Here is a 26347-nt window from a genome sequence, read left to right as displayed (position 1 = left end):
GACACAAGACACAAGACACAAGACAAATGACGCATGAAAAGCCGCACTGCTGCCGGTGCGGTTTATTTATTCTCTGTTCGCTGACCCTCTCTGGGGAATGGGAAGCATCACACCGTTGTATCACACAAAACCTCCCCTTCTGCATACTTACCCATACTTAATGTACATTTACAGTAGATTTACCACTTGGAATGTATATTTTTTTCATTAAGATTGCGTATTCCGTGAGGCGATCAGTAGAAAGCGAAATTATCTAAACCATTCAAACGTAATTACGACTTGGAAATATCGGACATCCAATAATCAAAGCTCAGTATACTGGGTTGAAGTACGCAAGAAGCCGTCCAGCGAAATCCAGGCAGAGCAGCCCACTTAGTGTATGCTGTCAAAGAGGCATCAAACGGTACAGAGATTAGTAGCGTGACGTATTGTTACTCCAAGGCATTGTTAGAAACCTCTGCTACACTGAGATCGAATTCCACAGCCGTTAAGCATGTAACAAAATGAATGATGTGGTTCTACCTTCGCAAATTTTCTCCTGCCTGACGGCGTTTGATTACTAATCCGTTTACGGCAACTTTTATACAGTTACAGTGGAGTCGTTATGCAGCAACAGGATATGAAGCAGGAGCCCACCGTTTTCATCATCGACGATGACGAGGCTGTGCGTGATTCGCTGAAAATGCTGATGAAGTCTGTTGGACAGACAGTAGAGGCTTTTTTTTCCCCAGCCGAGTTTCTGGAAGTCTACGATGAAAACCGTCCGGGATGCATCGTTCTGGACATTCGTATGCCAGGAATGAGCGGGCTTGAGCTTCAGAGCAAGCTCAATGAAATGCACTGCATTCTGCCTATTATTTTCATTACCGGACACGGCGATGTGCCGATGGCGGTTCAGGCTATCAAGGATGGCGCAATGAATTTTATCCAGAAACCGTTCCGTGACCAGGAGCTTCTGGATCTGATTAACGATGCCTTGAAACTCGATGCGCAGCAGCGTCGTGAGCTGCTGGAGCACAAAGAAATTCTTCGTCGTCTTTCCACACTAACTGACCGTGAGCGTGAAGTCCTTCATCATGTTGTTGAAGGCAAGGCGAACAAGGTTATCGCTGCTGACATCAACCTGAGCCAGAGAACGGTAGAAATCCACCGCTCTCGTGTGATGGAAAAAATGGGCACCAAATCCCTGGCCCACCTTGTGCGTCAGGTTATGCAGGTTAAAGAGCACCTGGAAGGCGAATTTTACTTCAAGGCCTGACCTTAATCCGGGGCGTCTTGTATGGATAACGCCCCGGGTCCATACCCTCCTTTTAGTGGTCTGCACAGTGTCTTGTCAGTCCATTGCACGCTTGTACCTCTCCTCTCAATTATCTCCACATTCCCTGCGAAGCCTTGCGCCGCCTTTTAAGTAGTCCCCGTACAACGTCTAGTACATCCCTCCATTCAGCAATTTTGAGTCTAATCCTAAACTCCTATTACGCTTTGAGAGAGCTGAAGACAGTGATCAATTTTTCTTAAATGACCGAAACTTTTTTGGCTACCAAGGGTACCTGAATACTTTATTAACAAAAAAGCGATTATTTCAGAAAAATCATCTACCTTATGGCGACTAAAGTTTTTCTTTCATTGCTGGTAACGCTCTGCTGGATACAAATGCCCTGTGTTAAGAAAGCAGGTCTTTCTTTCAGAGCATGAGTACAACAGATTCTCCACCTTCTGGCAGGTTACCTGATTGCCTTACGGAAGCTGGCGTCTCGGCAAAAGACTCAAGTATTGTTATTGAATTGACCATCAAGGCTGCCCCTATGAGCTTGGCAACAAAAGCTACCGTGTATCTACTGGAACAGGATACAAATGTTACCGACACCATCCGCGGCCTGTGTGATGAGAAGTCAATGCTACTGGAATGCTTCAGCAACAGCAGTGAACTGTTGATGGCCATTCAGAGCAGAAAGCCTGACTGCATCATTGCTGAGAATGAGAAAGAAAGTGAAGAAGCTATAAAGCTTCTGGAGGCCCTGAACGAGGATGAATATGATATTCCTTTCATCGTTCTGGGACACCATAATGATGTGCATACTGCCGTAGCGGCCATTAAGGCAGGGGCTGTTGACTACATCGAAAAGCCCGTTATTTATGGCCGACTTGCTGAACACTTTAACCAGGTGATCGGAGGGGGAGGAGAAGCCGCTGCTGTTTGATTCATTTCAACTCACAGATGATTCCAGCTTCCTGACGTAATCGGCCAACTCATCAAGAAGAACCTGCTGTGCGATCGAAGCCACCCCCCGGGCTTCATCTATAGCCTGCCAAAACGAGCCATAGCCCAGAATCCGATTGTCACCGTCAGACAATCGCAACTTTCGATATGATTCCCACGCATCCAACTCCTCGACATCCAGTGTCTCTGGATAATGTCGTGCACGATAACGAAACAACATTTCATCCAATCGAGCATCATCGAAAGAAAAGCCCAGTCTCACCAGACTGGAAGACTCCGAAGACCTGACCACCTGCATCCGCTCTTTATCTTCTTCTGAGAAAAAACCACCCGAATAGATCATCTGATCCGGATCGCTGGAAACCTTTTCTGGCACCGAGTCAAATACCTGCTGAACCTTCTGCATCACTTGTGGATGCTGCAGCAGCCATTCCCTGTTCTTTAAGTTCAGATTCAGATCGATCCCCAGCCGTTGCTGGTCCTCAGGCCTGAGTACTTTCAAGGGAGCCACCACCGGGCATTTATTGATATGCACCACTTTCAGCGCAATCCTTTCCTGTCCTTCTTTGGCGGGAGAGAATAAACGCTCTTGTATCTCTGCCACCGACAAGTCCATCAGCACTTCAGGAGAGACAGACAAGTCAAAGACTACCACCCCATTGCGATTGATGGGATGCATGGCGAGAGGCATCACAACAGCAAGACAATGCCTGTCAGCACCAAACATACCGGAGACATGAACAACAGCCTCTTTTTTTGTTAGATTCAACTGCTGGAAAACCTCCCTCTTATTACGGAGGTTCAGGATAAAGTTGAAGACCCTGGGCTGCCGCTCACGTATCAGACGTGCCATCGCTATGGTTGCTCTCACATCTGACAAAGCATCATGAGCGTCACCATGATCAATCCCGTTCGCCTGAGTCAGGTCCTCCAGCTTGTAACTGTTAAAACCATCTTCTCTTTTGGGCCAGGTTATACCTTCAGGCCTCAGCGCTCCTGTTAATCTCACCAGATCAATAAGGTCCCAGCGACTGTTTCCGTTCTGCCACTCTCTGGCATAGGGATCATAAAAGTTTCGATAAAGACTGTTACGAGTCACTTCATCATCAAAGCGAATTGTGTTGTAGCCAACGCCACAGGTTCCGGGTTGCATCAACTCGGTATGAATCTGACGAATAAACTCCGGCTCAACCATCCCCCTTTCATTGACTGCCTGTGGTGTCAAACCGGTGACCAGACAGGCCATGGGATGCGCCAGATGATCCCGGGGTAGCTTGCAAAATATATTGAGAGGCTCCCCGATTTCATTCAACCCGGCATCGGTTCTGATCCCGGCGAACTGGCAGGGCCAATCCGTCGCAGGATCGGTTCCCCAGGTTTCGTAATCGTGCCAGTAGAAACTTCTCAGCATGTTCACTCCTGCCAATGCAATGAAATCTTCCCTTTCAGGGATTCTGTCACCCTGGAAGTAAAGTCAATTCTGGTAGCTTCGGGCAATTTAATCTGGATAACAACCCGGTCACTATAGTCACAGTGAATGATTTCTCCTGACAGGGATTCCAGCCAGTGTCGAAAAGCTTGCTCATTGGCATAATCGAGCAAGGCAGTTCCCTGAATCATGGGGACACATTCAACCACAGGCAACTGTTCTACGGCTGACTGAACTGACGCACCGTAAGCCCGAACCAGTCCTCCGGCTCCCAACTTGATGCCACCAAAGTAACGTACCACAACGACCGCTACCTCTCCGATCTGACGATGCTGTAAAACATTGAGCATAGGCTTGCCAGCCGTGCCGCCGGGTTCACCATCATCATCAAAACCCAGGACGGTATTTCCCTCGGGAGGACCGGCAATAAAAGCAAGACAGTGATGGGAGGCATCATGAAACTGATTTCTCAGAGATTGCTGGAAGGAGAGCGCTTCGGCTCTTGAGGTCACTCTGGACAGGAAAGTAATAAAACGGCTTCGCTTGACTTCCGCTTCCCACTGAAAAGAGGAGTCAGGTAATAGATCAGGCACCCGATAACGGCCCGTGGGCTGGCTGGACATTCAATTCTCTTGTTGCACTCAAAAAGCATGAACCGAGTGATCGTCAGCTATATTTTCCACTCAACCTGTCAGCACTCAGTGAAAGAAAAGTACTCCTTGAGTACTTCAACCAAGTCAATAATATCATGCCCTGCATTGACAATACTGTAGCCAGAATCAAAAAACTCCGGACCCACGTCTGGCTTACACCAGTGACACCGGGCATCAAAGTCAATATGGTTTTTCTCTTCATCAGGTCCGGGCAGCTTAATTCTCATACTGTAAACCGCACCAATGAGAACCGGTACCGTACTGATGAGCATCAAACCATTGCTGCTGATGTTACCAATACTTCCTATTTCCCTGAGCGTGTTCCTGTTGTATACAGTCAGATATTCATTCAACTGATGACGCTTGATGCTGCGGCGTTCCTTGCCGCGTGGAACCATAGACATAATCTGTATTCCTTTACTGCCCTACCTGTATAAAATTTAAACCAGAACCTTGTACAACCTGCTCTGCCTTAACTCACTCTGCCTGAGCATTAACTGCTGCTCACGCTCTGTGATCTTTTTCTGCCCGTTGGCAAATGCGCCAAACTGCTGCATTAATGCCCTTTCAACTTCATCCACACAGTCCCTGAACTCTTTTTGGACCGGGTGCTGGCATAACTTGACGGCACGATTCAGCTCAGTTTGTCTGCCCTTCAGGGAAGCGGCTTGTGCCTGCATACTGTTCAACTGACTTTTGTTGGATATACAGTCGGCTTTAATGCTGAAATGATCTTTGGCAACATCGCAATCCATAATCGCCTGCCTGGAATTCCCAATCAGCGTCCACTGCCCCTGTTGTCCCTTCTTCCTCCATCTGAACTTTTGAAAGGTGGTAGAGACGTCTTCAGGCGGCGTGAGATCCATAGCTTTGATTTTGGTAACACCAACAGTATTCTTGCGTAGAGATAGCTGTAAAGCCGGATCAATATCAACACATTGAGTGATCACGGCCATCATCTGCTTTTCTATTGCAGCAAGATCCAATACTCCCCGATTAATCACGACTTTCATGACAGCCTCCATCATGTGCTGGTAAGCCTTCTGTAGGGTGACTTCCGTTTTCATCGCTTCCTGCACGCCTCCTTCGGCCTTCAGCTTTTCCCTGCTGTTCCCGAGGCTATCGATAATGTCCCTGAAATACTTAGAACCTGAAGCTCTATCCCCTAACTTCTTCACAACATTATAAAGCTCAGTTATTTTCAACTGAGCTTCTTCTAAAGCGACGTCGCTCTGATGAATCAGCTTGGCATTGGTCTCACTCACCATGTCTTTGCCATCCAGCCTGACCCCTTCGCTCTTTAATTGCTCGAAGTAACCGCTGAGGCGCTCACGCATCGGTTCTGAATCCGCTGTTTCAAGCAAATCCTCCTGATACGTTCCCGGCAGAACAATCCGCCTATCCATCGATTTGAGAAAGTTTGTCACTTCTGACTTGAGGCTGCTAGTGACAACAGCAACCGCTTCCGCAGGAATGCCCGCGGCTTTCAAATCCAGGTTATCCACCAGACTGACAGCTTCATTATTCAGCCAGTGATGCTCCTGCGCATAAACTTTATCCAGATGGCTGTTGACCCTGGCCTGCTGCAACGCTTGCTCACAGCTAAGCGTATGATTACTTCTCTCACGATTGGCAACATCAACGGCCACCAGTTCAAGCCATGCATTCTTACAAGCCCACTGGCAGGCTTTCAGGTTAACCAGCTCCTGAAAGGCTGCCTGAGAAAGACCCAGCTCTGCCCACTCCTTTTTACCCAGCTCAGCCAGTTCGTTTCTTATTTGAGGCAGCCTCTCTAAATAACCCTTTCCGCCTTCTTCAGTTTTTTGAATAGGAAACGTCACCGTTTGCTCAATCACTTTTTTCAGAGCAGGAGAGGCATTCTCTATCCCCTCAGGAAACAGGTTATCCTGGCTCGCCATGGAGTCATCCAGGGCTTTCAGAGCCTGAGTAAATGCCTCTTTCTGTTTGTCTGCGCCTTTGATGCCCTCAACCGCATCCAAATCAACGGCCATGAATACCTTCTGAGCCTTATGCAAGTCCTTGCTGTCACGGATAAGACGACCAAGTTGCTGAACCAGATAGTTCTCATTGGCTTCACCACCAGCCTGACCCACCAGCCCGTGAAAAATACCCACCGTCGCACCACCCTGGGGCATGTCAGTGCCCACGGACTGGGCTTTACTCAGGTAACCATCGGTATTCTGCCCCCCCGAACGCCTGAGCTGGGTAATGGTTTCCGAAGAAGCTGACGCTCCCTGCCCATAGATCGGATCGTCCTGATACTGCATCTGCAAATTCTTGTCAGGGTCATAGTAGATGACAGACTTCTGAACGCCACCCATAGCCAGCCGTTCCCGGTTTAAAGTCCGACTCATCTGGTGTGCTTTTGCCGTAGACTCTTCACCCGATTCAGCACCATCAAAGAAAATAATCTGGGGCCGTGGGCCTACCCTGTGCAGAACATCGGTCAGCATCTTGTCCCTGCCCTGCGGGTCGGAGGAACTGAAAAACACCGGTTCAGCCAGCGACAGAAAGTGCCAGAAACGTTGGTTGGTGGTCACCGGGTCTGTCCTTGCCTTGTGACGCACTTCTTCAACACTGCCTGAAGCACTGGCCAGCGCTGCACAATACAAAGTTCCCAAAGTCGCAGAGAGTAAATGCCGGGCTTTACAGCCAAACAGGAATTCTGAATGTTTCAGATTGATACTCCGGGGTTCTACTTCAAAGGCATAGCCAAGCCCATTGATCACCTTCTGAACGGCCTGAGCCACTGATATCGACTCAGCTTCTGTGTGCGGCACCATTTCGCTGTCAAACTCATCGGCAAAGACCATTGAGTTTCTGAGCAAATCGAGACAGGCATCCAGTTTTGCCAGTATTGCCTGCTTGTCCTGAATGAAACCTTCAGCGTCCAGCAAAGCCTGCTTCAGGTGCATCAGAATCTGGACATCCGTGATCGAAGCTCCCACCGGAACCCGCCCCTGAGCTAACAAAGATTGTCTGTCATCCACTGATGTAGCGGCGGGTAAGCCCAACAGGATATTCTCAACCTCCAACAACCTGGCAACGGATAACTCAGCGGGTGCTGCAAAGCAGGTCTCAAGGTTCAATCGACAATAGTTCTGCCCCTTGCGGGCATAATACTCACGCAACCCTTTGTCCAATTCTGCCTGGTTCGTTTTGGGAGCCATAACAATGACCGAACGGTGCGTGTCAGAGCCCAATTGCGCAGAAGCGTGATCCGTCAACGCCAGTAACAGTGTACTTTTACCGTAGCCGGTGCCTTTGTGAGACAGCATGGCGACCTCATGGCCATTGGCCCATTGGCTGACCCCCTCCAGTGTCACAGCCAGTTCCTCGGCCTGATCGGCTGACAAGACAATATGATGCCTTCTTTCAAAGGACAGAAGCGCCAGGTTTTTGGTATCCAGCAAAATGTTATCGTAACTGCTGATTCTGTTATTGAGATTGCTCTGCCTGGATGCCAGCAGCGCCATATTCAGGTTCCATTCCTGACAACGCCTGATGTACTCATGAGGTTGACTCACCTGTTCAAAGGCGGCAAAGTCCAGGTCCACCAGCTCATGCTGAAGTATCTCAAGCTGCTGACCAATAAGACTGCTTTGCTCAAGATCAATATCCACCAGCATCAATTGGGACATGCGCTTGATAAAGCCGTCAACATCACGACCACCGGGCGCCAGCCCCCTCTCAAAGTTACGAATAGCATGATCCAGCAGCTCGCCATCTGAAAAGCCCTGCAAATCCTCTTCAGAAGCATCGCGAATGTAGCTGACCAAACTTTTTTCCAGAGCTTTTTTCAACTGAAGTGTACGAACACAGTGCTTTCTGTTGTTAACGATGACCTTTTCAAAATTTCTCAGAACCGACTGCCTGTTGATTTTTAACGTTTTCCCATCAGGCATCCCGCGGGGCCCGAGAGTTTGCAACTCGCAACCGGAGTAGACCGAGAGGTTTTTAAAGACCTGTCCCTGAAAAGCATCTTGCTCTCCTTCAAGCGTTTTAATGATGCTTTCAGTAGCACTATGAGCACTATCATCCAACAGCTCTCTCTTCGCTTTCAGAAACGCTTGACCGACGTGGCCAAAACTGGCATTGACAGTAAAGGGCGAAAACTGTTCTGGATGAAAGGTTTCCTGGTGAGCACCGGTTTTCGGCTTTCTTGATTTTTCCTGGGCCACTTTTCTTACTACCGGAAGCTCAACAGGCAGGCTTCTGACACGCCCTTCACAAGGTGAACAGGTAAATGGAGGCTTCAGCAATTGACGGTCCACTTGCTGAACGACGTCCCTGTAACATCCGTCGATTTGCTCCAGGGAAACATTGGGCAGCCAGGCATTTTTCAACGACTCAAGCTCAAGGACTTCGGATGGATACTCTTTGCGTGCCCTGGATGGCGTCGGACTATCCGTCTCCAGTAAACACGCCTTGCTCAGTAAATTCGCCTTAATCAGCTCGGCCCTGGGATTTTCTCCCTGGATGGGAACAGGGATCAGTTGATTGTTCGAGCCCAGCTCATACATAAAGCACTGCTGATCGGAAGGTGTTTTCTGAGCAACCAATATGACGATTTGTCCCGAAGCACTTTTCAGAGGAATCCAGTCCCGCTTTTTTTCTCTTCCTTCAGTGCTGACCTGGAAGGGGATCCGGTAATTGGGATGCTCATGAAGAAAAGCTGGATCCACAGACCAGGTTCGTCCATCCAGCTGAATCTGCCAGTGCTTACCCGCTTTGGAATGAAAAACCAGTGAAGGTTGACATTGGGCACCCTCAGATAATTCAACATACTGGTCGCCGGTAACAAGGCTGGTTTTATGGACAGCCATCTTATTAAAACCATTCATGAAACTGTTTATAAGACAGTCAGGGTTCTGAGTCAGAGCACTGTGCCTGAAGCCAGCCTGAGTCTGCACATGTTCTGAAACATCTAACAGGGGAACCGGCGAATCGGGTTGAAAACAGGCAATTTCGGCTTGATGAGGATGTCCAACAGGTTGGTTTAAATGAACATCATGGGTCACACCTCTATACTTCTGCTTTGGGTCGAGCCTCGTTTCCTGAGCCAGTAACTCCGTACACTGTTTTTCCAGCTTACGTCTGCGTGTGTCTCTCTCTTTTTCGGTGTTGTAATTCTCTCTGTGTTGCCTGACAGCCATGGTCAGAACCAGTGATCCGGGCCTTTTCAGCTCCCTTTGGATGGTTTTAAGTACCTTTGTCATTGTTGGTGTTGCGGGTAATTGAAATTCATCCCTGATCTGACTGAGTCCTACCAACGAAGCATCGGCGTAGTCAAAATCAACCCATCGCGTTGCCCCTGCCGCCAACTTTGAGGGCCTGAGTTGTTTGACAATACCTTCATGCTGCTCCTGTAAACTGGACAGTAGCGTTAACAGACTGTGACAAATTTGTGGATCCCTGACCATTCGCTCTTCCAGTGAAAGGTCTGCCAGTGTCTTATGACCGCCTCCCAACTGTTCGTCCAGTGTGACTTCAAACTCCGTTTTGAGACTTCCAAGCAACTTTGCTAAAAATACACGACCATGCTCAGGCACACTGCGCCCCAGCCTGGGTGGCAGATGTTCTGGAAGCATTCTCTGAAGTGAGTATTCGTAGTCTCTTAAAGCACGATGTCCTTCATCGGGTTCCCTGATCGTTGCGACTTTTTTCTTCCATGATTCATTCAGACGCTCCGAAGCAGATCTGGCGATAGCGCAAAGGGCATGTGTATAGAACTCCCTGTCCAGCTCTTCCGGATTCTTCGCCAACACAGTACTTATGCTGGTCAACCCTGAATCAACTATGACCTCAGGGTCTTCCGGACCCGCCTGAGCATCAGGCTTTAAGGCTTCAAGAGAGGCTTCAAACCTGTCCACCCGATCCTGAAAATCGTCCTGTCTCCTGGCCAGTATTTGTATGTTGTCCTGAGTCAGGGCTTTAATCCGTTCAATCTCGCGGGTAAAGTCATCAGCAAGAGTTCCATCCGAGGTCAAACCCCGGGCTTTTTGATAGGCTTGCCCGATAGACTTCAGCTCCTTGAGAAATTGCTCATGGAGCAAGATCACTGCTTTTCGGGAACTGCTCTTGCCCGGAAGATGCTCCGGGCTGGTGAAATGATAAAGTTCCTGCTCTTTTTCAATCAGTTCCTGTCCTGAAGCCAGATCAGACCATGCCGTACTCAATTTTTGAATCAGGCTCGGTATAACAAAAGATCCGGGCCCCAGAGAAGTATATTCTTCGCTCTTGACCTCTAAAACGACTCCCCTCAGGTCTGTCCATTTGGGCAAAGAAGCATCTTGAGTGAGGTCAATAACGTCTTCGGCGGATGGATCAACCTGATCAGAAAACAGATCGGATAAAGCGGTTGAACTCACAGACTCCACCTCGGAAAGGTCGTCAGCAGAAGCCGCATCTGACTCATAATCAGAGTCACTAAGATGATCGCTGGCAACCTGAAGTTCAGCCAGCCTGGACTGCAAACTATTTCGTTCCTGCTCAAGATTATTGACAGCCTCTTCAAGTTTTTGCTTTTCCTGATCTCGCTCGTACTGTTCTTTCTCAAGACTCTGGACTAATTGTTGATTGGCTAACTCTTTCTCTTGCAACGCAAACGTATGGATTGATGCTGCCTGTCTGGACTGATCTGTCAGGGTTTTTAATTCAACCTTCAACTCTTCAGCTTCTTTCAACGCCCTATCCTGGCTGATATTGAGATCATCCACTTTAACTTGTAAGCTGCGGGCTTCTTTTTCGCTGCCCCTCAACAAGGCTTCCAGCTCAGCAACCTTTGTATCGAGTATTTTGCTTTGCTCTTCTGCTGTCTCTGAAAGTATTTTAAAGTGATCCTTGTTTTCTTCAGCCAGACGAATCTGGCTTTTAAGATCAGCCAACGCTACTGATTTCTGATTTTGTTCATCGTTAAGCTGCCTTTCCAGAGACTTTAGATTGATTTCTGCTTTTTCAAGACTGCCCTGCAAAAGAGACAGCTCTTCGCTCTGCTTTAAAGAGGCCGTACGGGCTTGATCTCTTTCTTGAGTTAACCTTTTTACTTCGAGCTCCAAGCCATCATATTCTCTGCCCAATGCTGTTGCATCACTCTCCAGACTCAACACCCTGGCCTGACTTTCTTCAAGACTGTTTTTCAAAGCAAGTAACTGTTTGTTAGTCCATTCAATGCTTTGTTCTTTTTGTTCGAGTGTGCTGTCTTTATGAGATAGTTCAAGTTTTGTCTTCCTGACCTCTTCCTGAGATTCACGAAGTTGCTGATCAAGCCCTTGGTTTGTTTCAGTGAGCCTCTCCAACTCAAAGCTATGTTGACTTTTCAGACTTTCGACACTGACCTGAAGGCCATGAAGTTGCCTATTGACCTGATCTCTGTCACGCGCAAGGGCATCGGATTCTGATTGAAAGTGGTCTCTTTTCTTTTCGGTCTCTTTAAGGCGACTTTCCAGCTCAGCCACTCTGGATCTTGACTCCCTGACCTGGCTTTCCCATTGAGTTTTTTCAAACTCGGCCGCATCACTACCACTTCGTAAACTACGCTCAGCTTCCAGAAGTTTTTGCCTGACTTCTTCTCGCTCTTGTTTAATTAACTGAATACTGTCTTGCAACTGAATCACTTTACTGTCATTCATTGCTTTCTCAGCCATCAGCTGCTGCTCCCTACGGGTCAGCTTTTCAATAGAACGACTTTGATCGTCTACTTTCTGGCTAAGCTCAGTCACTTTCTGCTGCTTTTCCTGAGTCCTTTGATTGGCTTTTTCAACCTCACGCCTGAACTCAATCTCTGCTTGTTCAAGCTCACGAACCCTGTCATTCTTTGCTGAGATCGAAGATGACAGTGAGTTCTCCCTGATTTTGGCCTCGGCCAGTTCATCTTCTTTCCCCGCTAGCAGATCCGTCAATCGAGTCACTTCCTGCTGGCTTGACTGAAGTTCCCGATGATAACGCTCTGACGTCTTCTTCAATTCAGGAATAGACTCATCGGCTATGGCAAGACGTTCCATCGCCTCTCTTTCCTTGCTTTTTGCTTCTGCCAATTTACTTTGCAATTTCTCTGAGTTCTGTTCAGCAACTTGTAATTGTCTTATGTGTTCAGTGACTTCTTCTTTCGACGACTGGGTCGCCCTTTCAGCCAACTCAAGCTCTCTGCGAAGTGCTGCCAGTGATGATTCGAGTTTCACTTTCTCCTCTTCAAGCGCATCGCTCCCGACCATCAATTCCTGAACTTTTTTCCTCTCGGCCACCAGCTCCTGATCTCTTTGTGAAAGGTCATGCTCTTTTGAGCGAAGATCTTTCTCAAGGTCGACTATTTTTTCCCTCAGTTCACGCTCAGTGCTCTCTAGCCTTGACTGTAACTCATCCAGTGCTGTCTCTTTGGCTGTGAGCTGAGCCTGCACCATCTGCTCAGAGGTTTTGGCTTTTTCGACTTCTGACTCTAAATTCGCTTTTTCTTTTTGATGGTTTTGTTCTGCAAGGCTCAGTTGCTCTGCGATCAACGCCATCTCAGCCTGATGAGTTTCACTTTCCTGCAAACCCTTATTCTGAACCAGCTGCAGACTCTGTACTTGCTCTTTCAGAGAAGTGACCTCATCTCTGGCTTCAGCCAACTGCACATTCAGTTCTTCCAGGCCTTTTAAGTCTCTGTCATAGTTCAGCTGCAAAGCTTCGAGCTCAGATTGTTTAGTCAACAACAAGGCTTCAAGCTTCGCTTTTTCTTCCAGAGCCTGACCCTCTATAAATTCCTTACCGCGTATCTGATCTTTGTGCTCAATGAGGGTTTGTTGCAAAGCGCTGATTTCATCGTCGTATTTCTGTCGTTCCAGATGAATCTCTTTTAATGACCGGGCTTTTACAGCAAACTCTGACTGCTGTTTCTGAAGCTCTTCTAACTTTTCCTGAAGATCCCTTTTGGTATCCCTCAATGCTATTCTCAGATCTTCTTCACGAGCAAGCGCACCCTTATGGTCTCCTTCAAGGGTAAAAAGTGATTGCTCTGCTGAATGGGCTCTGCTGTTTGCCGCCTCAAATTGCCTTTGAAGCTGATCCAGCTCTTGCTTATGGGTTTCTTCGATATGATTCAGCTGCTCTTCCAGTTTCCTCGCCTTTTCTTCAACCTCTTTTTTCCTGCCAGTGACCTCAACATGAGCCAGAACCCAATGATCATGATGCTTTGTCAGCTCTTTCACCTGCGTCTCAAGTTGCTCTACTCTTTCAGAATCGGCTTGCTTTGACGCTTCAAGCCCCTGCTTGAGAGCCTGAATTTCAGAGTGCAGCAAACCATTTTGCCTGAATAAATCAGCTACTCGCTCTTCAGCATTTTGATAGCTCCGCTGAAGCTCTGCCAGCCTGGCTCTTTCCTGTTCCAAATCATTTTCAAGTGCCCGATAGCTATCCAGATACTCCTGCTGAAGTTGCAGTGCCAGCTGATTCTTTTGTTCCAGAGCTGAAACAGCCTGCTGACCCAATTGCTGATGGTTCTGATGGGCGGCCTGAAGTTGACTTTGCAGACTGTCTATCTGTTGACCAGAAGCATCAATCTGAGTCTGGAGTTGTGAAATTGTAACGCCATTTTCAACCAGCTGTTGGTTTTGCTCGTTCATCTTGACTTGAAGCTGTCTGTTCACAGCTTCCAGCTCACCCAGCCAATCATCGGGATCGGGCGTTTCTGAACTCGATAATTCTCTGCTTTCAACAGAAGAATCATGGATGTTAACTATCCGGTGCTGCTTCTGACGTAATTGATGATCCCTTTGCTTGAGCTCGTCTCTTAATTCGGTGTGCTCTTTCTCAAGCTCACTGAGTCTTTCAGAAAAATGTACTGGCACTTTCCCTTCTTTCTGTTTAAGCGCTTCTACCTCATCTGTCAGTTCAGCCAACTGCTTACGAGTCTGCTGTAGCTCAGAGCCTAATGCTTCTTTCTCTGTTCTTAGACCGCTCAGTTCCTGCTGAGCCCTTGATAACTCGAAACTTTGAGGCGATAGAGCGGGTCCATCTGGCGGTCTGGGAGTTGCAAGTTTGGGCACCAACGGTGGCATGCCCAAACTATTCTCTGAAAAGATGACATCAAGATCTCGAAATGGATCATTGTCTTGAGGGATAGAAATCTCTTCAGAATGTGTTAGCCCGGGGGATTGCTGACAGTAGAACTCAGCGAGAGCCAGAACCTCACGATGCATTTTCTCCAGCTTATGTCTCTGCAACAGTCCCCTTTTCCAGGCTTCCTTTGATTGACCATTCGCTGTGATTGCATCGGCAACACCGTTCTCCATGACCTCAATCTGATGAATCATGGACCGGGCCATGGCCAGAGTCATTATATGCCCATTGTTGTCACCCAGGGCACATTCTGTCTGTTCGGAGTTAGCAGGCACTTTAAATCGCCAGCCCAACTCATCATGAAGCCTGCTCACACGTTCAGCCATCTGCAGTCTGGTTTTTCTGCAGGCCTTTTCCACCGTCTCCGGCCTAATGCTTTCTCTGAGCCTGAAAAGAGTATGCTCAGGAACCGGGCTGATTGGGTGGACAGAGGCTCTGCAAACCATGCTGAAGGGTTTTGGAATCGAAGGTGCGCCAACTTCGACACGGGCGATATCCCTGTTTCCAATAGCGGTTGTGATCGGACGATTGCCCTTTTGAAGCCTGTTTGGCAGCTGAATCGAACCCACACCATGACTTATCTGCTCCTCAGAAGTCTGGGAGTCGTGCATTGATGTACTGTTCAGGTGATGGCTATGGGATGGGCCAATGCCACTGCTTCTTGAATCCATGCGGTCTACAACATCCGTTGAAAAACAACACAACTGCCAAGAAACAGCTCAAATTCCGGCACCTAAGATGCTGAATTCATACCCGTAGGATGAATTCACAATTTAAGATTAGCAGTGGGTTTCTATGGAGTTTTGCATTCCGGTGGCTTGAAAGCACAGCTCGTCAATGGGTGACTCTATCGCCTTTAAGGCATCGAAGCAGCATCAAAATGTCGGTATTATCAATTGGGTTGCCCTGACATGGCTTTGGTCGCCTTGCTCATAAGTTCAATAAAATAGGGAAGCAAGATCTGGTTGACTTCTGCCAGTGACGTCGTATCCAACCAGTCCGGGCCATTCGTGCGCCTTAGTTTCTCAAGCTCTTTCCAGCTCAAAGTGCAGGAGCCCAGACTAATAAAAGGTTTCTGCCCGCCATTACCCGGAATGACCCAGTCAAAACGAACCTTGCCAAGATAGGGCCTGATACTTTTTTCTCTCACAAAAAGCGGCTGCCTGGTAATAATTCTGGAATTGGCAGAATAACGTGCACTCAGCAGGGCGTCAGAATTAAACAATTCACCGGAACTTATAATCATGTATTTAATGTACGAATGAGACTTATACCAGCGCCTGAGCCGAGCTTCATCATAAACAGTACTTTCTCCCCCTAAACCGGCATATGACAGCCACTTTTTAAACTGGCAGCTGTCGATCTTACGGGTCATGTTTACTGGACAGGTATGTTCAATGCTGGATAAAAGGGTCTGATAAAAAGTCAGGCTGTCGCCAGCCCCGGCTAGTAGAAATTGAGATCTGAGAACCTGATAAATTCGCACACTGTTTTCCAGATCTGGCGACAATGTCAGATCACGGGCCACCCTGATAACAGGAACCAACAAACCCTCTGGTTTTGATTCCAGAAGAGCCATAAGATCTGCAGAAAATAAGCACTGCCCAGTCAGGGTCATATCTTCGTGAGGTACCAGAGACTTAAGGGCGGAGTGAGAGTTCTTGACCTGCCATTGATGAAAGTAAGTCCAGTCTGATGGTTTCTCTACGACAGTTTTAACGGACTCGGAAGTGTCTGGTTTACTCTCAAACCAGTCTAATAGTGTGCAGGAAGAGGTCATGGTTGCCATCGCAACCAACAGACATAACCGCCCTGTCATGGGAAAAAAGCCCATCATCGACCCACAACTCCGAAAAGGATTATTATTCTTAAATGTAGCCAGTTTAAAATGGCATCTCGCTTTTCATTGAATGGAAGGCAGTTTCCAGAAGCTGTTAGGGTGTTGTTTTGAACTTATCAGCTTCTGTAACCAATTGTTCCGGCAGTGAGGATTATTCCAGACCGAGACCTTCCCCGGGTGGATGTGTCAGACCTCTGACAGTATCCTCCAGTTGCTGCAGTTTGCGGTTGACCTGCACCCGGAATGAGTCAACGGCTTTAACTGCCTGCTGCTGATCCTCCACTTTCCTGATAAGTTCAGCCTGAAGCGTTTTCTGGTCAGCCACCTGCTTTTTCATTTCGGCAAACTGTTTTTCAAACTTCTCAAGACTGTCTGTCATGACACCCTGAGCGGCCACTTGCTCACTGCTGATGGCTTTCATTAACCGATCCATCTCACGCGTACTTTTCTGCAACGCGCTCAGTTGGCGAGATACTTTATCTGCTGTTTTGCCCGCTTCCTCTGCTTCCTTAAGCGCTTTAACAACATTATCCTTATTGATCAGGATCCACTGCCGGTTTCGCTTGTTTGAAACGTCCCAGAGCTTGCGAATTTCAGAACTCACTACTTCCAGCTCTGATCTCAGCGCTGAGCCACTCTGATCAAGGTTTTGACCGGTAGCAGTGACCTCTCCGGTCACGGTACTCAGTTTTTCCTGCGTGGCCTTCAGGGCCTGTCGGGTATCGGCCAGCTCCTGTTGCACCTGTTTGAACTGCCAGACGCCACCGGCTCCCAGCACAATAATCATGACCATTGTGAGCCAGGCCAAGCCATTTCCACTTTTACCTGAGGGACTACTCCCTTTCTTGACGGTAGGCTTTCCGTCAGTAGCCGCGGCTTTCCTGCGTCCCGGGCGCTCGTCTGCTGCAATTGAGAAATCCGGTATATCGTTGATTGCCTTATCCTCTTCTCTCATGGGTTTCTCATCTGTCTCTATTCCACTGTGGGCATTTATTCGCCAAGGGTCGTTGAGGCGCAATATTACTATGAAAAGGAGAACAGAATAACAGTAACAGAGTTAATAATCGCCGCTGAAAACCCGGAAAAGCACGGAAAGCATCTATCACAATCCGAAAATATTCGACGCTCAATACCATTCCAGGTATTTTTCTAACACCCAGCGGTTGAAGAGATATCAAAAGCCCCAAGACTATCCACCACATAGATTCGTAATCGAACCAATGTTAATATCGTCGCGCGAGATGAATCAGGTCAAACAAGACCAACCCTCAAGTGGAGAACGACAAGATGGCTTTTGAACTTCCTGCACTGCCCTATGCGCGCAATGCACTGGCTCCTCATATTTCTGAAGAGACTCTGGACTTCCACTATGGCAAGCATCACAAGACCTACGTTGACAAGCTGAACGGTCTGGTCGCGGGTACCGAGCTGGAAAGCAAGAGCCTGGAAGAAATCATCAAGACTTCTGAAGGCGGCATCTTCAACAACGCTGCTCAAATCTGGAACCACACGTTCTACTGGAACTGCCTGAGCCCTAACGGTGGTGGTGCTCCTGCCGGTGAACTGGCAGAAGCCATCAACAAAGCTTTCGGTTCTTTTGACGATTTCATTGCTGCATTCAATGACAAAGCGGTTAACAACTTTGGCTCTTCCTGGACCTGGCTGGTTAAAAACAGCGACGGTTCCGTAGAAATCGTCAACACCAGTAATGCCGGTACTCCTCTGACGACCGACCAGAAACCACTACTGACCTGCGACCTGTGGGAACATGCCTACTACATCGACTACCGCAATGTGCGTCCGGAATATCTGAAAAATTTCTGGGCACTGGCAAACTGGGACTTTGCTGCGGCTAATTACGCTGGTTAAGATTCTGATTGTCAGATACCCAATCAGGTTGGCAATTGCCACAACGTGTTGGAGATACCGACACTTAAGTTAGCTATCAGGATTGACTGTTAATCTGTACCGTCTGCTAGTTCATTAGCAGACGGTATTTTTTTGTGCCTAATAAATGGGAAAAAAATGAGCACCGTGTAATAGGCTATGGCTCAGGTTGACTGACATCCTCATTTTCGTTAAAGCCTACCTTGTTGACAAAATGCTCTCGTGCTCAGAAGGTAGCATGTAGCGAGCTGTCCACTCCCCGGGTTCGATTTAAAAGTAAGCTATCCTACAATGTCGTTGCCTGAACATTTGCCCCTTATCGGATTGCGTTTTCAGCACCGGTGATATCAACTCCTTTCTCAAGGATCACCATCTTTGCCAAAGGTAAGTCTCAAACTTTCCAGCTATAGAGTACACACACAATGAACAAGTCTATTCTTTTTGAAATACTCAATAAAAAAACCCAGACAGAGCTTTTGAACCTACTGGATAACGCGTGGGAAACCATGTCTACTAACCAGCGCGACACTATCTTTAGTGGCCTTATGTCAAAAGAGCAGTTTTCATTCCCGGCATCAGCAGATCACACTCTCAAGGCAGTAAAGGCCTTTCAGAAATGCTCTCTGGATGGTGACTACTATGCACCCTTTGATATTAACTCCAGGAACTATATGGACATTCCCGAGGAGACAGATGCCTGGTTCGCAAAACTTGACGAGTTATTTATTGAGTCAACGAAACTGGTCAGACAGGAGGAGTACCAAGTAGCCCTTGAGTGCTTTAATATTCTCTATGAGCTGCTTGAGGGCATTGTCGATGATGAGATTATCTTTGCTGACGAACTGGGCTCATGGATGTTTACCGGTGATGAGAAAGCTTACTTTACCGCCTATATCCAGACAGCCGCGGCAACCTGCTCTGATGAAGACTTTGTCGATAAGGCCATATTTGCTCTCCATGAAGACAGTGACCGCTCCTGCTCTCTGAAGCTCTATTCAGTTATCAAGACCATGGCCAGTTCATTACAGATGGCCATGGTCGATCAACAGGTAAAAGCGAGAAAGATAAAAGTCGCATAATCATTGACTACCAGAGTCTGAATACCTCTGACAATCTAACTATGCAGTTAACCTATAGGGTTCAACCGGGACTCCAACTATTTCCAGTTCATGATTATTTTCTGATTCATGACACTTGGGTCAGACTGCTGATATATCAGCTACCAACCACCCCTTACTCAAAATTTCTCTCCGCTCATCCGACGACAGCACCGTCTGGCAGGATTCCCAATCAATGTTCTCCACCCGGCTGTACTTTTAATCAAAGGGATGCTGGCGTCTCACTCCATCGATCAGCTTTGTGGCTTCCTGTACCTCTCCCAATGCAACATCAACCCACACATCTTCAAGTACATCAGGAATCTGGCCAAACAGTCCGTGAATATCCTCCAGACGATCTGATAACAGCTCATGCACCCGGTCTTCGACTGAACCACGGTATCTCATATTCAGTATTTTGACCGTATTGCGAATCTGACCAATTCTCTGGATACGTCCCTTTCTCTGTTCAAGGCGAGTTGGGTTCCACGGCAAGTCAAGGTTGATCAGGGTTCCTAACCTTTGCAGGTTAAGTCCATCACTGGCTGCATCTGTACCCAGCACCAATCCTAACCCACCAGATCATGGAGTCAGAGATGGAGAGATTTTCGACATCATCCTCATCTTCCAGACAAGCTGAAAAATCCTGCTCATCGCCAGAGCCAGCCCACTCGCTAAGCAGCTTATCCACCGTTCTTTGTCCAGCGTAGAGCGTGCTTCCTATTCTCCTCAGCAACAGGGTCTTGAAGAAACCGGCCCCTTTAGCTCTTTTGCTTAATGCCTCTGAAAACTCCTCTGCTTTCTCATAAGCCTTCTGGAAGTAAAGAGGTAATGAGATAGAGTCTTTCTCTCCCTCACCAAACAATTGGACCTTGACCGGCTGCAGGTAGGGCTCGCCAGTTTCCGGGTCAATGGTAGCTTCCAAATAGTCCCGGGTGCGCCGAATGATTTGTCTGATAAAGGGGTTATGCTGTCTCCCATAGTCCGGAAGAACCCGGCGAAGCTTTGTTTTGTCAGGTCCACGCAACTGATTGAAGCTGGCAGCATCGGCAACATAATCACCCGGTTGCATGTGCAGCCGTTTTCTTAGATCCCTGAAAGATCGGTGCTCCTCAGCTTGTGGTAACGGATTTCTGACCCAACTCCAGGCCAAAGCTTCGTCGACAGATATTTCCATATCGCCCATCACCATGGGTACAGCTCTGTCAGCCTTGCGCCATTCGCTCCAGGCATCACCCAGAACTTGATCACTACCCAAGGCAAGAATGCTTAACAGATCAAAAGCTTCAACCGGATGCAGCTGAACCGGGGTTGCCGTGGCCAACAGCATACTTTTGGTTCTTTGGCTGATTTCAGAGCCGGATGTAATCAGCCCCTGAGATACTATGCCAAGTTTCCTTGGACATTTAAGAATACTTTCAGGTCCTGTTGAGGGCCAGGAGATACCCTGCTCATCCAGCCACTGTTTGCCTGTCCAGATGGCAGATGGCATATCCAGCAGCTCCATCAATTCATCCTGCCATTGCAGGGTCAAAGGCTTGGGGGCAATAACCAGCACCGGCTTATTTCCCTGAAGAGCCATCAGCATCCCAGCCAGCGCCAACTGCACAGTTTTACCCAGCCCTACCTGATCAGACAGAATATATCTGGCCCCGCCTTTTTGGTGATCATCAAATGCTTTTTTGACAAAATATTTCTGGTGGGACCAGAGGCCGAACTCTTTACGATAGACAGGCGTTTCGACAATGGCAGGAGCCGGATCAATATGAGGCTCTGTTTGCCAGGTCGTCCTGTCTAATTCAACTCGCTCAGAAATCCGTTTTATATCAGCAATAACAAAATCACTAAGAGGCGATAAGGTTGTATATTGCAGTGACTATATGCTGAGGTTCTAATGCGTGCGCTTCAAAATGTTTCCGGTGATAAAACTTGATCCGTCGAACAAAGTAGCCACCATCCACAAAAAAAGCGATTTTCTGCATTACATACCCCTAAACGCAAAAAACCTGCAACCGTGGCCACTCGCTACGTATTAGAATGGGCACCGTTGCAGGTCTGTGACCTAACATATAGCAACTTGATCGGAAAACGCAAGCTGCTAAAAACTGCAATGGGTCAGATTTAACCGTTAGTATTCTCCAGCGCACCGGCCAGTGCTTTAGCGGCTTCGGCATCAGCCTCCCAGTGTTCCAAATGGTCAATGTGCTCCATTCGGCTGAGGTAGCGTAATACTTCAATCAACTTTTTCCGTTCATTCCAGAAGTTTTTCAGCTCTGTCTTCAGATAGTTAACACCCTGCTGGGCGGATTCCTGTCTGATGGTTTCATGAACAGCAAACAGTGCATGCCGAACAACAGAAGCATCGAAGCCTCCGGGCACCAGATGTTTATAGGCAATTTCCACCGCCTGGTCTATCAGCTTATCAAACTCGGATTTCTGGCCTTTTTGTTTTTCCCGGTACAGTTCGTTTTCGATATTGATACCTTCAATCTCACTGTACTGGGTCAGCACACTCAGAGCCGCTGCAAAAGCTGCAAGCTGGTAGTCGGTATTAAGCGCCTGATCAAAAGTCTGATTTACACCACCAATACCACCAGACTTTTGAATATGTGCAACCCATCAAAGCATTTTAGAGTTCCAGCCGCAACAGCGACCAACAGACAATAACCAAGCAGCTTTTTGTGTTTTTGACTCTGAATGCTCATCCATGAATTTTGAAATTATACCATTAACAAGCAATTGTCTTGGGTTAAACATATGCTGCCAATGACTCCAACCTCTCTCTCGTAGAGGCTGCTCTGTATTGCTCCCGTTAATTGCCTCACAACCCTGCCGATGCACTCCTTAATAGTTAAGTTAACCGGGGGAGAAGATCCGTGGATATTCCAGGCAAGAAATCAGGGCCAGCCATTTCCGTCTCGAATGCCTCCGGGCAGGCTCAGTCGGAACAGAAGAAGCAGGTTAAATGGCAGAGCAAGAAAGTACAGCTGAATGATGTGCCGGTCAAAAATCTGGAGCGAAGCTCTTCAGGTTCAGACTCTGATTATGGTGGAACGTCCGATTTTTCGATTTCCTCCTCTCCGTCAAGCCTGTCAGGATTCAGTGATACTGAACTGTTTCCTGAAGATGATGTCTTCTCATACCCTTCCCCATTGAATGAAACAGCCCATCTGGCTAAAAAAGAACTGGGCAGGGGACGCTTTGCTTCGGTACACCGGGTTACTCAGGAAAAAAATAAAGGCAAACCAGAGCATTTTGCATTAAAACAGACTCATTTCGGTGATCAGGGAGAACTGGAGGCAGGGATATTAAAGAAGTTGGGGGAACACCCAAACATTGTCAGAAGTTATGGTCTGGTAGAAGTCGATGGGGTCAGAGGGCTCCTGACGGAGTTGATTGAAGGCCCCTCCCAGGAGAGCGTGATGATGCTTCTGATCGAGCTCTATGGTAACGGCAGGCTCAGCAGTCAGGCGTTTTTCAATGTTCTGGCATTTATGGAGTATGAGAAGTTTCAGGCACTTGATTACCTGCATAAGCGGGGTGTTGTCCATAACGACCTGAAACCCAATAACGCCATGATTGATCTGAAAGATGGCCGCTTGAAACTGATTGATTTTGGTAGTGCCAAAGAAGAAGGCCAAAAAGCCAGTTATAGTCATGAGGACTATGCTTCTCCAGAGTTGTACCGATCGGAGCTACTTCAAAAAGAGGTGGTCAGGGCATCCTATGCCACAGATGCTTTTGCTCAGGGGCAACATCTATACCGGTTTTTGAACAGTCCGGGTCAACTCCATATTCACTCTTTTACCAACGGTGCACAGCCTTGGGGCAAGTATACGCCCAATCAACGATCCGAAGCGGCTTTTGAGGTCCTCTGGGCATTTCTTGAATATCAGAAACCTAACCCTGATGGCAGTTACAAACAGGCAATGGAGCCAGTAATGCCTGAATTAACAATGGAGGACCTGGAAGCTGAGTCTGAGCGCATGAAGTTGCAAGAAGTCAATCTGGATAGCCTGCTGACCTCCGGCGATGAAATTGGCGTCATCGTAAAATTGCTGGATGGAGATCTGAGTACCAGTGACATAGAAAGAATCAAAAAAATGCTGCATGGAAAATTAAATGCCAAAGACAGCGAGACCGCTCAGGCACTATTGGATGGACCACTCTTATTTCATGATATCCAAGCCATCAAACGATTGCTCTTCGGCAAATTATCGACACCTGAAAGAGAGACAGTAGCCGATCTGGAACACCTGATAGAGTCAGCAGAAGAGATGAAGAGAAGTAAAAGCCAGCTGATTGATATGATTAACAGCTTGCTGCACCCGGTGCCCGAGCAGAGAATGACACCAGCACAAGCTTTGCAGCACTGCTGGTTCACTGAGCGAACAATAGACAGAGAGCAGGCCTTAAGAACACTGCATTTAGCAGCCGACATCCTTAAAGGAAAAGAAGGTGACGCAAACAAGAGTTTTGTATGAGTATCTCCCCCGAATGTCTCTAAAACCCTTCACATAAGTCTCTCGGATAATCCGCCCCTGTTAATTGCCCCTCATTCCTGCCGATGCACTCCTTAATAGTGAACATGACCGGGAAAGATCCGTGGATATTCCAGGAAAGAAGTCGGGGGCAGCCACTGCTGCCTCGAATGCCTCTGATCAGGCGAAGCCGGAACAAAAGAAGCAGGGGAAGTGGCAGAGTAAGAAAGTTCAGCTGGATGTGCCGGTCAAAAATATCAGGCATAGCTCTTCAGGCTCAGGCTCAGGATCTGATTTTAGTGGGATATCTGGCTCTTCGATTTCTTCCTACCCGTCAAGCCCGGGAGCAGTCAGTGACGAAGTGTTTCCCGAAGATGATGTCTTCTCATATGACTCTCCGTTGAATGAAACGGCCCAGCTGGCAAAGAAAGAGTTGGGTCGGGGACGTTTTGCAACGGTATACCGGGTTATCCAGGAAAAAAGTAATGGCCAACAAGAACATTTCGCATTAAAAAAAACTCACTTGGGAGACCAGGGAGAACAAGAGCACAGGATATTAAAGAAGTTGGGAGAGCACCCAAATATTGTCAAAAGTTATGGTCTGGTAGAAGTCGATGGGGTTAGAGGGCTCCTGATGGAGATGATTGAAGGCCCTTCTCAAGATACCCTAATGACGCTTTTGATTGAGCTCTATGGGAATGGCAGGCTCAGCAGTCAGGCGTTTTTCAATGTTATGGCGTTTATGGAGTACGAGAAGTTTCAGGCACTTGATTACCTGCATAAGAAAGGTGTTGTCCATAACGACCTGAAACCCAATAACGCCATGATTGATCTTAAAAGTGGCCGCTTGAAATTGATTGATTTTGGTGGTGCCAAAGAGGAGGGTAAAAAAGCCAGTTACGGTCATGAAGACTATGCTTCTCCGGAATTATACCGATCGTTACTTAAGAAAGAGCTGGTCAGAGCCAGTTATGCCACAGATGCTTTTGCCCAGGGACAACATCTCTACCGTTTTTTGAACAGTCCGGGTCAACTCCATATTCACTCTTTTACCAATGGCGCAGAACCATGGGGTAAATATACCCCCGACCAACGATCTGAAGCAGCTTTTGAGGTGCTCAAGGCATTTCTCGAGTATCAGAAACCCAATCCTGATGGCAGTTACAAACAGGCAATGGAGCCAATAAGTCCTGAGTTAACACAGGATGATCTGGAAGCCGAGTCTGAGCGTATGAAGATGCAAGAATTTAATCTGGAGAGTCTGCTGACCTCCAGAGATGAAATTAGAGCAATTATGAAGTTACTGGATGGGGATTTGAGCGCCAGTGACATTGATAGAATCAAGAAAATGCTGCATGGAAAATTGAACGCCAGAGACAGCGAAACCGCTCAGGCACTGTTGGATGGACCGCTCTTGTTTCAAGATATCCAGGCCATCAAAGGCCTGCTCTACGGCAAGTTAACCACGACTGAAAGAGAGACGGTAACAGATCTGGGGCACCTGATAGAGTCTGCAGAAGAGATGAAAAGAAGTAAAAGTCAGCTGATTGACATGATTAACAGTCTGCTGCACCCGGTGCCCAGGCAGAGAATGTCTCCAGAGCAAGCTTTGCAGCATCCCTGGTTTACTGAACGTACAATAGACAGAGAGCAGGCCTTAAGAACACTTCACAGGGTTGCTGATGTATTGAAAAGAGATGAAGACGATGCAAATAAGAGTTTTTTATGACGGTCTCTGCCCTCTTTGTGTTAAAGAGGTTGCTCGCTGGAAAAATGCCCGTTTCACAAGTGAAGTAGAGTGGTTTGATATCACCGGTCAGGAAAAGGCACTGGAAGCCTGGGGGATTGATCCCCACAAAGCTCTGCTTGAATTACACACCATGACCGATGACGGTCGGGTTTATACGAGCATCGACAGTTACTCGCTCTTACTCAGACAGCTACCTGCCTGGAGCTGGCTGGGACAGGTCATGAGTCTGCCAGGCCTGAAACAGTTCCTGAAATGGACTTATGACTGGATGACCAAAGTCCGCTTGAAAAAAGAAGGTCGCTGGCCGGGCCAGTGCAACACAAAGCAATGTAAATAGTCATAGGCTCGTTCATCCCACCCGTCTGGACAGAGTGACGCTCATAACCAAACATGATCGCTAAAATCATGAATGCAGTGAGACTTATCAACGTCACTCCATATCATCATCCCTGACGTTCTGCCCTGCGAGAGAAAATACATTGCTGGCAAACAGCGTAAGCCCCTTGACCAGACTAACCAGAGGGAAGACGGCATTGTTGGCTCCGAGATTAAGCTGGCCATTGACATTATAAAAGTCTCTGGGAAATTCTTTATACACGTCCAGGGAATGCAATGGTTTCGGGTACATTATGTTATCCAGATTTCCAGTGAGCTTTATGTGTTCTGAGAAGCATTCGGCAAAAGGGGCAGATGCACGACGATCGCTAACCTCACAAGGTTGCAGAGCTGTCCAGTACAGGATTTCCTGAGCTGTGCGTGTCAGCCATGAACGGTACGTCGCACTGTCAACCCCCATAAATTCTGGCAGTCTTGACTTGGGCTGACATTCTTTTTCTTTGGCTAACAGGCCTGACAGGTATTCGTTAAGCAGTT

The 26347-nt window shown here is 47.7% G+C and carries 17 protein-coding genes; 7 read left to right on the top strand and 10 right to left on the bottom strand.

The window, feature by feature from the left end; translation table 11 throughout:
- Nucleotides 1-604 precede the first annotated feature (604 nt).
- Nucleotides 605-1258, top strand: a complete 654-nt coding sequence (locus tag KDK19_RS21095; RefSeq protein ID WP_257275982.1) for a response regulator transcription factor — start codon at nucleotides 605-607, stop codon at nucleotides 1256-1258.
- A gap of 433 nt (nucleotides 1259-1691) precedes the next feature.
- Complete coding sequence (locus KDK19_RS21090) at nucleotides 1692-2201, top strand: response regulator (RefSeq protein ID WP_257275983.1); 510 nt, start codon at nucleotides 1692-1694, stop codon at nucleotides 2199-2201.
- A 6-nt stretch (nucleotides 2202-2207) separates the two neighbouring features.
- On the opposite strand, the gene sbcB is transcribed toward KDK19_RS21090, so the two are convergent.
- The 6 genes from sbcB to KDK19_RS21060 form a co-directional block, all read right to left on the bottom strand.
- Nucleotides 2208-3632 (bottom strand): exodeoxyribonuclease I, encoded by a 1425-nt coding sequence (gene sbcB / locus KDK19_RS21085; protein ID WP_257292878.1) that lies wholly within the window; start codon nucleotides 3630-3632, stop codon nucleotides 2208-2210.
- A gap of 2 nt (nucleotides 3633-3634) precedes the next feature.
- Nucleotides 3635-4273 carry a YigZ family protein gene (locus KDK19_RS21080; protein ID WP_257275199.1) on the bottom strand — a complete coding sequence of 213 codons (639 nt, stop codon included), beginning with the start codon at nucleotides 4271-4273 and terminating at the stop codon, nucleotides 3635-3637.
- A 68-nt stretch (nucleotides 4274-4341) separates the two neighbouring features.
- Complete coding sequence (locus KDK19_RS21075) at nucleotides 4342-4707, bottom strand: PilZ domain-containing protein (RefSeq protein WP_257275201.1); 366 nt, start codon at nucleotides 4705-4707, stop codon at nucleotides 4342-4344.
- Between the two features lie 36 nt (nucleotides 4708-4743).
- A complete protein-coding gene (locus tag KDK19_RS21070) occupies nucleotides 4744-15090 on the bottom strand; it encodes a hypothetical protein (RefSeq protein WP_257292877.1) in 10347 nt (3448 codons plus the stop codon).
- 221 nt (nucleotides 15091-15311) lie between these two features.
- The gene (locus tag KDK19_RS21065) at nucleotides 15312-16256 is read right to left on the bottom strand and encodes a hypothetical protein (RefSeq protein ID WP_257280450.1); all 945 of its coding nucleotides are present in this window, start codon (nucleotides 16254-16256) and stop codon (nucleotides 15312-15314) included.
- Between the two features lie 154 nt (nucleotides 16257-16410).
- The gene (locus tag KDK19_RS21060; protein WP_257280449.1) at nucleotides 16411-17214 is read right to left on the bottom strand and encodes a hypothetical protein; all 804 of its coding nucleotides are present in this window, start codon (nucleotides 17212-17214) and stop codon (nucleotides 16411-16413) included.
- Nucleotides 17215-17546: 332 nt separating this feature from the next.
- Between KDK19_RS21060 and sodB the strand changes: the two genes are divergently transcribed.
- Nucleotides 17547-18128 (top strand): superoxide dismutase [Fe], encoded by a 582-nt coding sequence (gene sodB / locus KDK19_RS21055; protein ID WP_257280448.1) that lies wholly within the window; start codon nucleotides 17547-17549, stop codon nucleotides 18126-18128.
- 440 nt (nucleotides 18129-18568) lie between these two features.
- The gene (locus KDK19_RS21050) at nucleotides 18569-19225 is read left to right on the top strand and encodes a hypothetical protein (protein ID WP_257292876.1); all 657 of its coding nucleotides are present in this window, start codon (nucleotides 18569-18571) and stop codon (nucleotides 19223-19225) included.
- 237 nt (nucleotides 19226-19462) lie between these two features.
- Here the strand turns inward: KDK19_RS21050 and KDK19_RS21045 are convergent, their stop codons facing one another.
- From KDK19_RS21045 to KDK19_RS21035, 3 genes are all read right to left on the bottom strand, one after another.
- Entirely contained in the window at nucleotides 19463-19807 is a 345-nt protein-coding gene (locus tag KDK19_RS21045; protein ID WP_257292875.1) for a helicase-related protein, read from the bottom strand.
- Nucleotides 19782-20990: an SNF2-related protein gene (locus tag KDK19_RS21040; protein WP_368736481.1), complete on the bottom strand. Its 1209-nt coding sequence runs from the start codon at nucleotides 20988-20990 to the stop codon at nucleotides 19782-19784. Before KDK19_RS21040 ends, KDK19_RS21045 begins: the two co-directional genes overlap by 26 nt.
- Before the next feature lie 374 nt (nucleotides 20991-21364).
- Nucleotides 21365-21754 (bottom strand): hypothetical protein, encoded by a 390-nt coding sequence (locus KDK19_RS21035; protein WP_257292874.1) that lies wholly within the window; start codon nucleotides 21752-21754, stop codon nucleotides 21365-21367.
- 365 nt (nucleotides 21755-22119) lie between these two features.
- Between KDK19_RS21035 and KDK19_RS21030 the strand changes: the two genes are divergently transcribed.
- The 3 genes from KDK19_RS21030 (at nucleotide 22120) to KDK19_RS21020 (ending at nucleotide 25811) form a co-directional block, all read left to right on the top strand.
- Nucleotides 22120-23727 (top strand): protein kinase, encoded by a 1608-nt coding sequence (locus tag KDK19_RS21030; RefSeq protein ID WP_257253529.1) that lies wholly within the window; start codon nucleotides 22120-22122, stop codon nucleotides 23725-23727.
- Nucleotides 23728-23848: 121 nt separating this feature from the next.
- Nucleotides 23849-25453 carry a protein kinase gene (locus KDK19_RS21025; protein WP_257253528.1) on the top strand — a complete coding sequence of 535 codons (1605 nt, stop codon included), beginning with the start codon at nucleotides 23849-23851 and terminating at the stop codon, nucleotides 25451-25453.
- A complete protein-coding gene (locus tag KDK19_RS21020; protein ID WP_257253527.1) occupies nucleotides 25431-25811 on the top strand; it encodes a thiol-disulfide oxidoreductase DCC family protein in 381 nt (126 codons plus the stop codon). The genes KDK19_RS21025 and KDK19_RS21020 overlap by 23 nt, the downstream gene beginning before the upstream one ends.
- Nucleotides 25812-25904: 93 nt before the next feature.
- On the opposite strand, the gene KDK19_RS21015 is transcribed toward KDK19_RS21020, so the two are convergent.
- Nucleotides 25905-26347 (bottom strand): hypothetical protein (locus KDK19_RS21015; RefSeq protein ID WP_257253526.1); only part of this gene is annotated, 443 nt, incomplete at its 5' end.

Source organism: Endozoicomonas sp. ONNA1, assembly GCF_024606325.1.
In the GTDB taxonomy this organism is placed as follows: domain Bacteria; phylum Pseudomonadota; class Gammaproteobacteria; order Pseudomonadales; family Endozoicomonadaceae; genus Endozoicomonas_A.
Note: the sequence above shows the minus strand (reverse complement) of the source record. Positions and strands in the feature narration are given on the sequence as shown.

Excerpts from the sequence above, each read along its gene's own strand:
- KDK19_RS21095 (WP_257275982.1), top strand. The coding sequence starts at position 605 with ATGCAGCAACAGGATATGAAGCAGGAGCCCACCGTTTTCATCATCGAC.
- KDK19_RS21090 (WP_257275983.1), top strand. The coding sequence starts at position 1,692 with ATGAGTACAACAGATTCTCCACCTTCTGGCAGGTTACCTGATTGCCTT.
- sbcB (WP_257292878.1), bottom strand. The coding sequence starts at position 3,632 with ATGCTGAGAAGTTTCTACTGGCACGATTACGAAACCTGGGGAACCGAT.
- KDK19_RS21080 (WP_257275199.1), bottom strand. The coding sequence starts at position 4,273 with ATGTCCAGCCAGCCCACGGGCCGTTATCGGGTGCCTGATCTATTACCT.
- KDK19_RS21075 (WP_257275201.1), bottom strand. The coding sequence starts at position 4,707 with ATGTCTATGGTTCCACGCGGCAAGGAACGCCGCAGCATCAAGCGTCAT.
- KDK19_RS21070 (WP_257292877.1), bottom strand. The coding sequence starts at position 15,090 with ATGGATTCAAGAAGCAGTGGCATTGGCCCATCCCATAGCCATCACCTG.
- KDK19_RS21065 (WP_257280450.1), bottom strand. The coding sequence starts at position 16,256 with ATGATGGGCTTTTTTCCCATGACAGGGCGGTTATGTCTGTTGGTTGCG.
- KDK19_RS21060 (WP_257280449.1), bottom strand. The coding sequence starts at position 17,214 with ATGAGAGAAGAGGATAAGGCAATCAACGATATACCGGATTTCTCAATT.
- sodB (WP_257280448.1), top strand. The coding sequence starts at position 17,547 with ATGGCTTTTGAACTTCCTGCACTGCCCTATGCGCGCAATGCACTGGCT.
- KDK19_RS21050 (WP_257292876.1), top strand. The coding sequence starts at position 18,569 with ATGAACAAGTCTATTCTTTTTGAAATACTCAATAAAAAAACCCAGACA.
- KDK19_RS21020 (WP_257253527.1), top strand. The coding sequence starts at position 25,431 with ATGCAAATAAGAGTTTTTTATGACGGTCTCTGCCCTCTTTGTGTTAAA.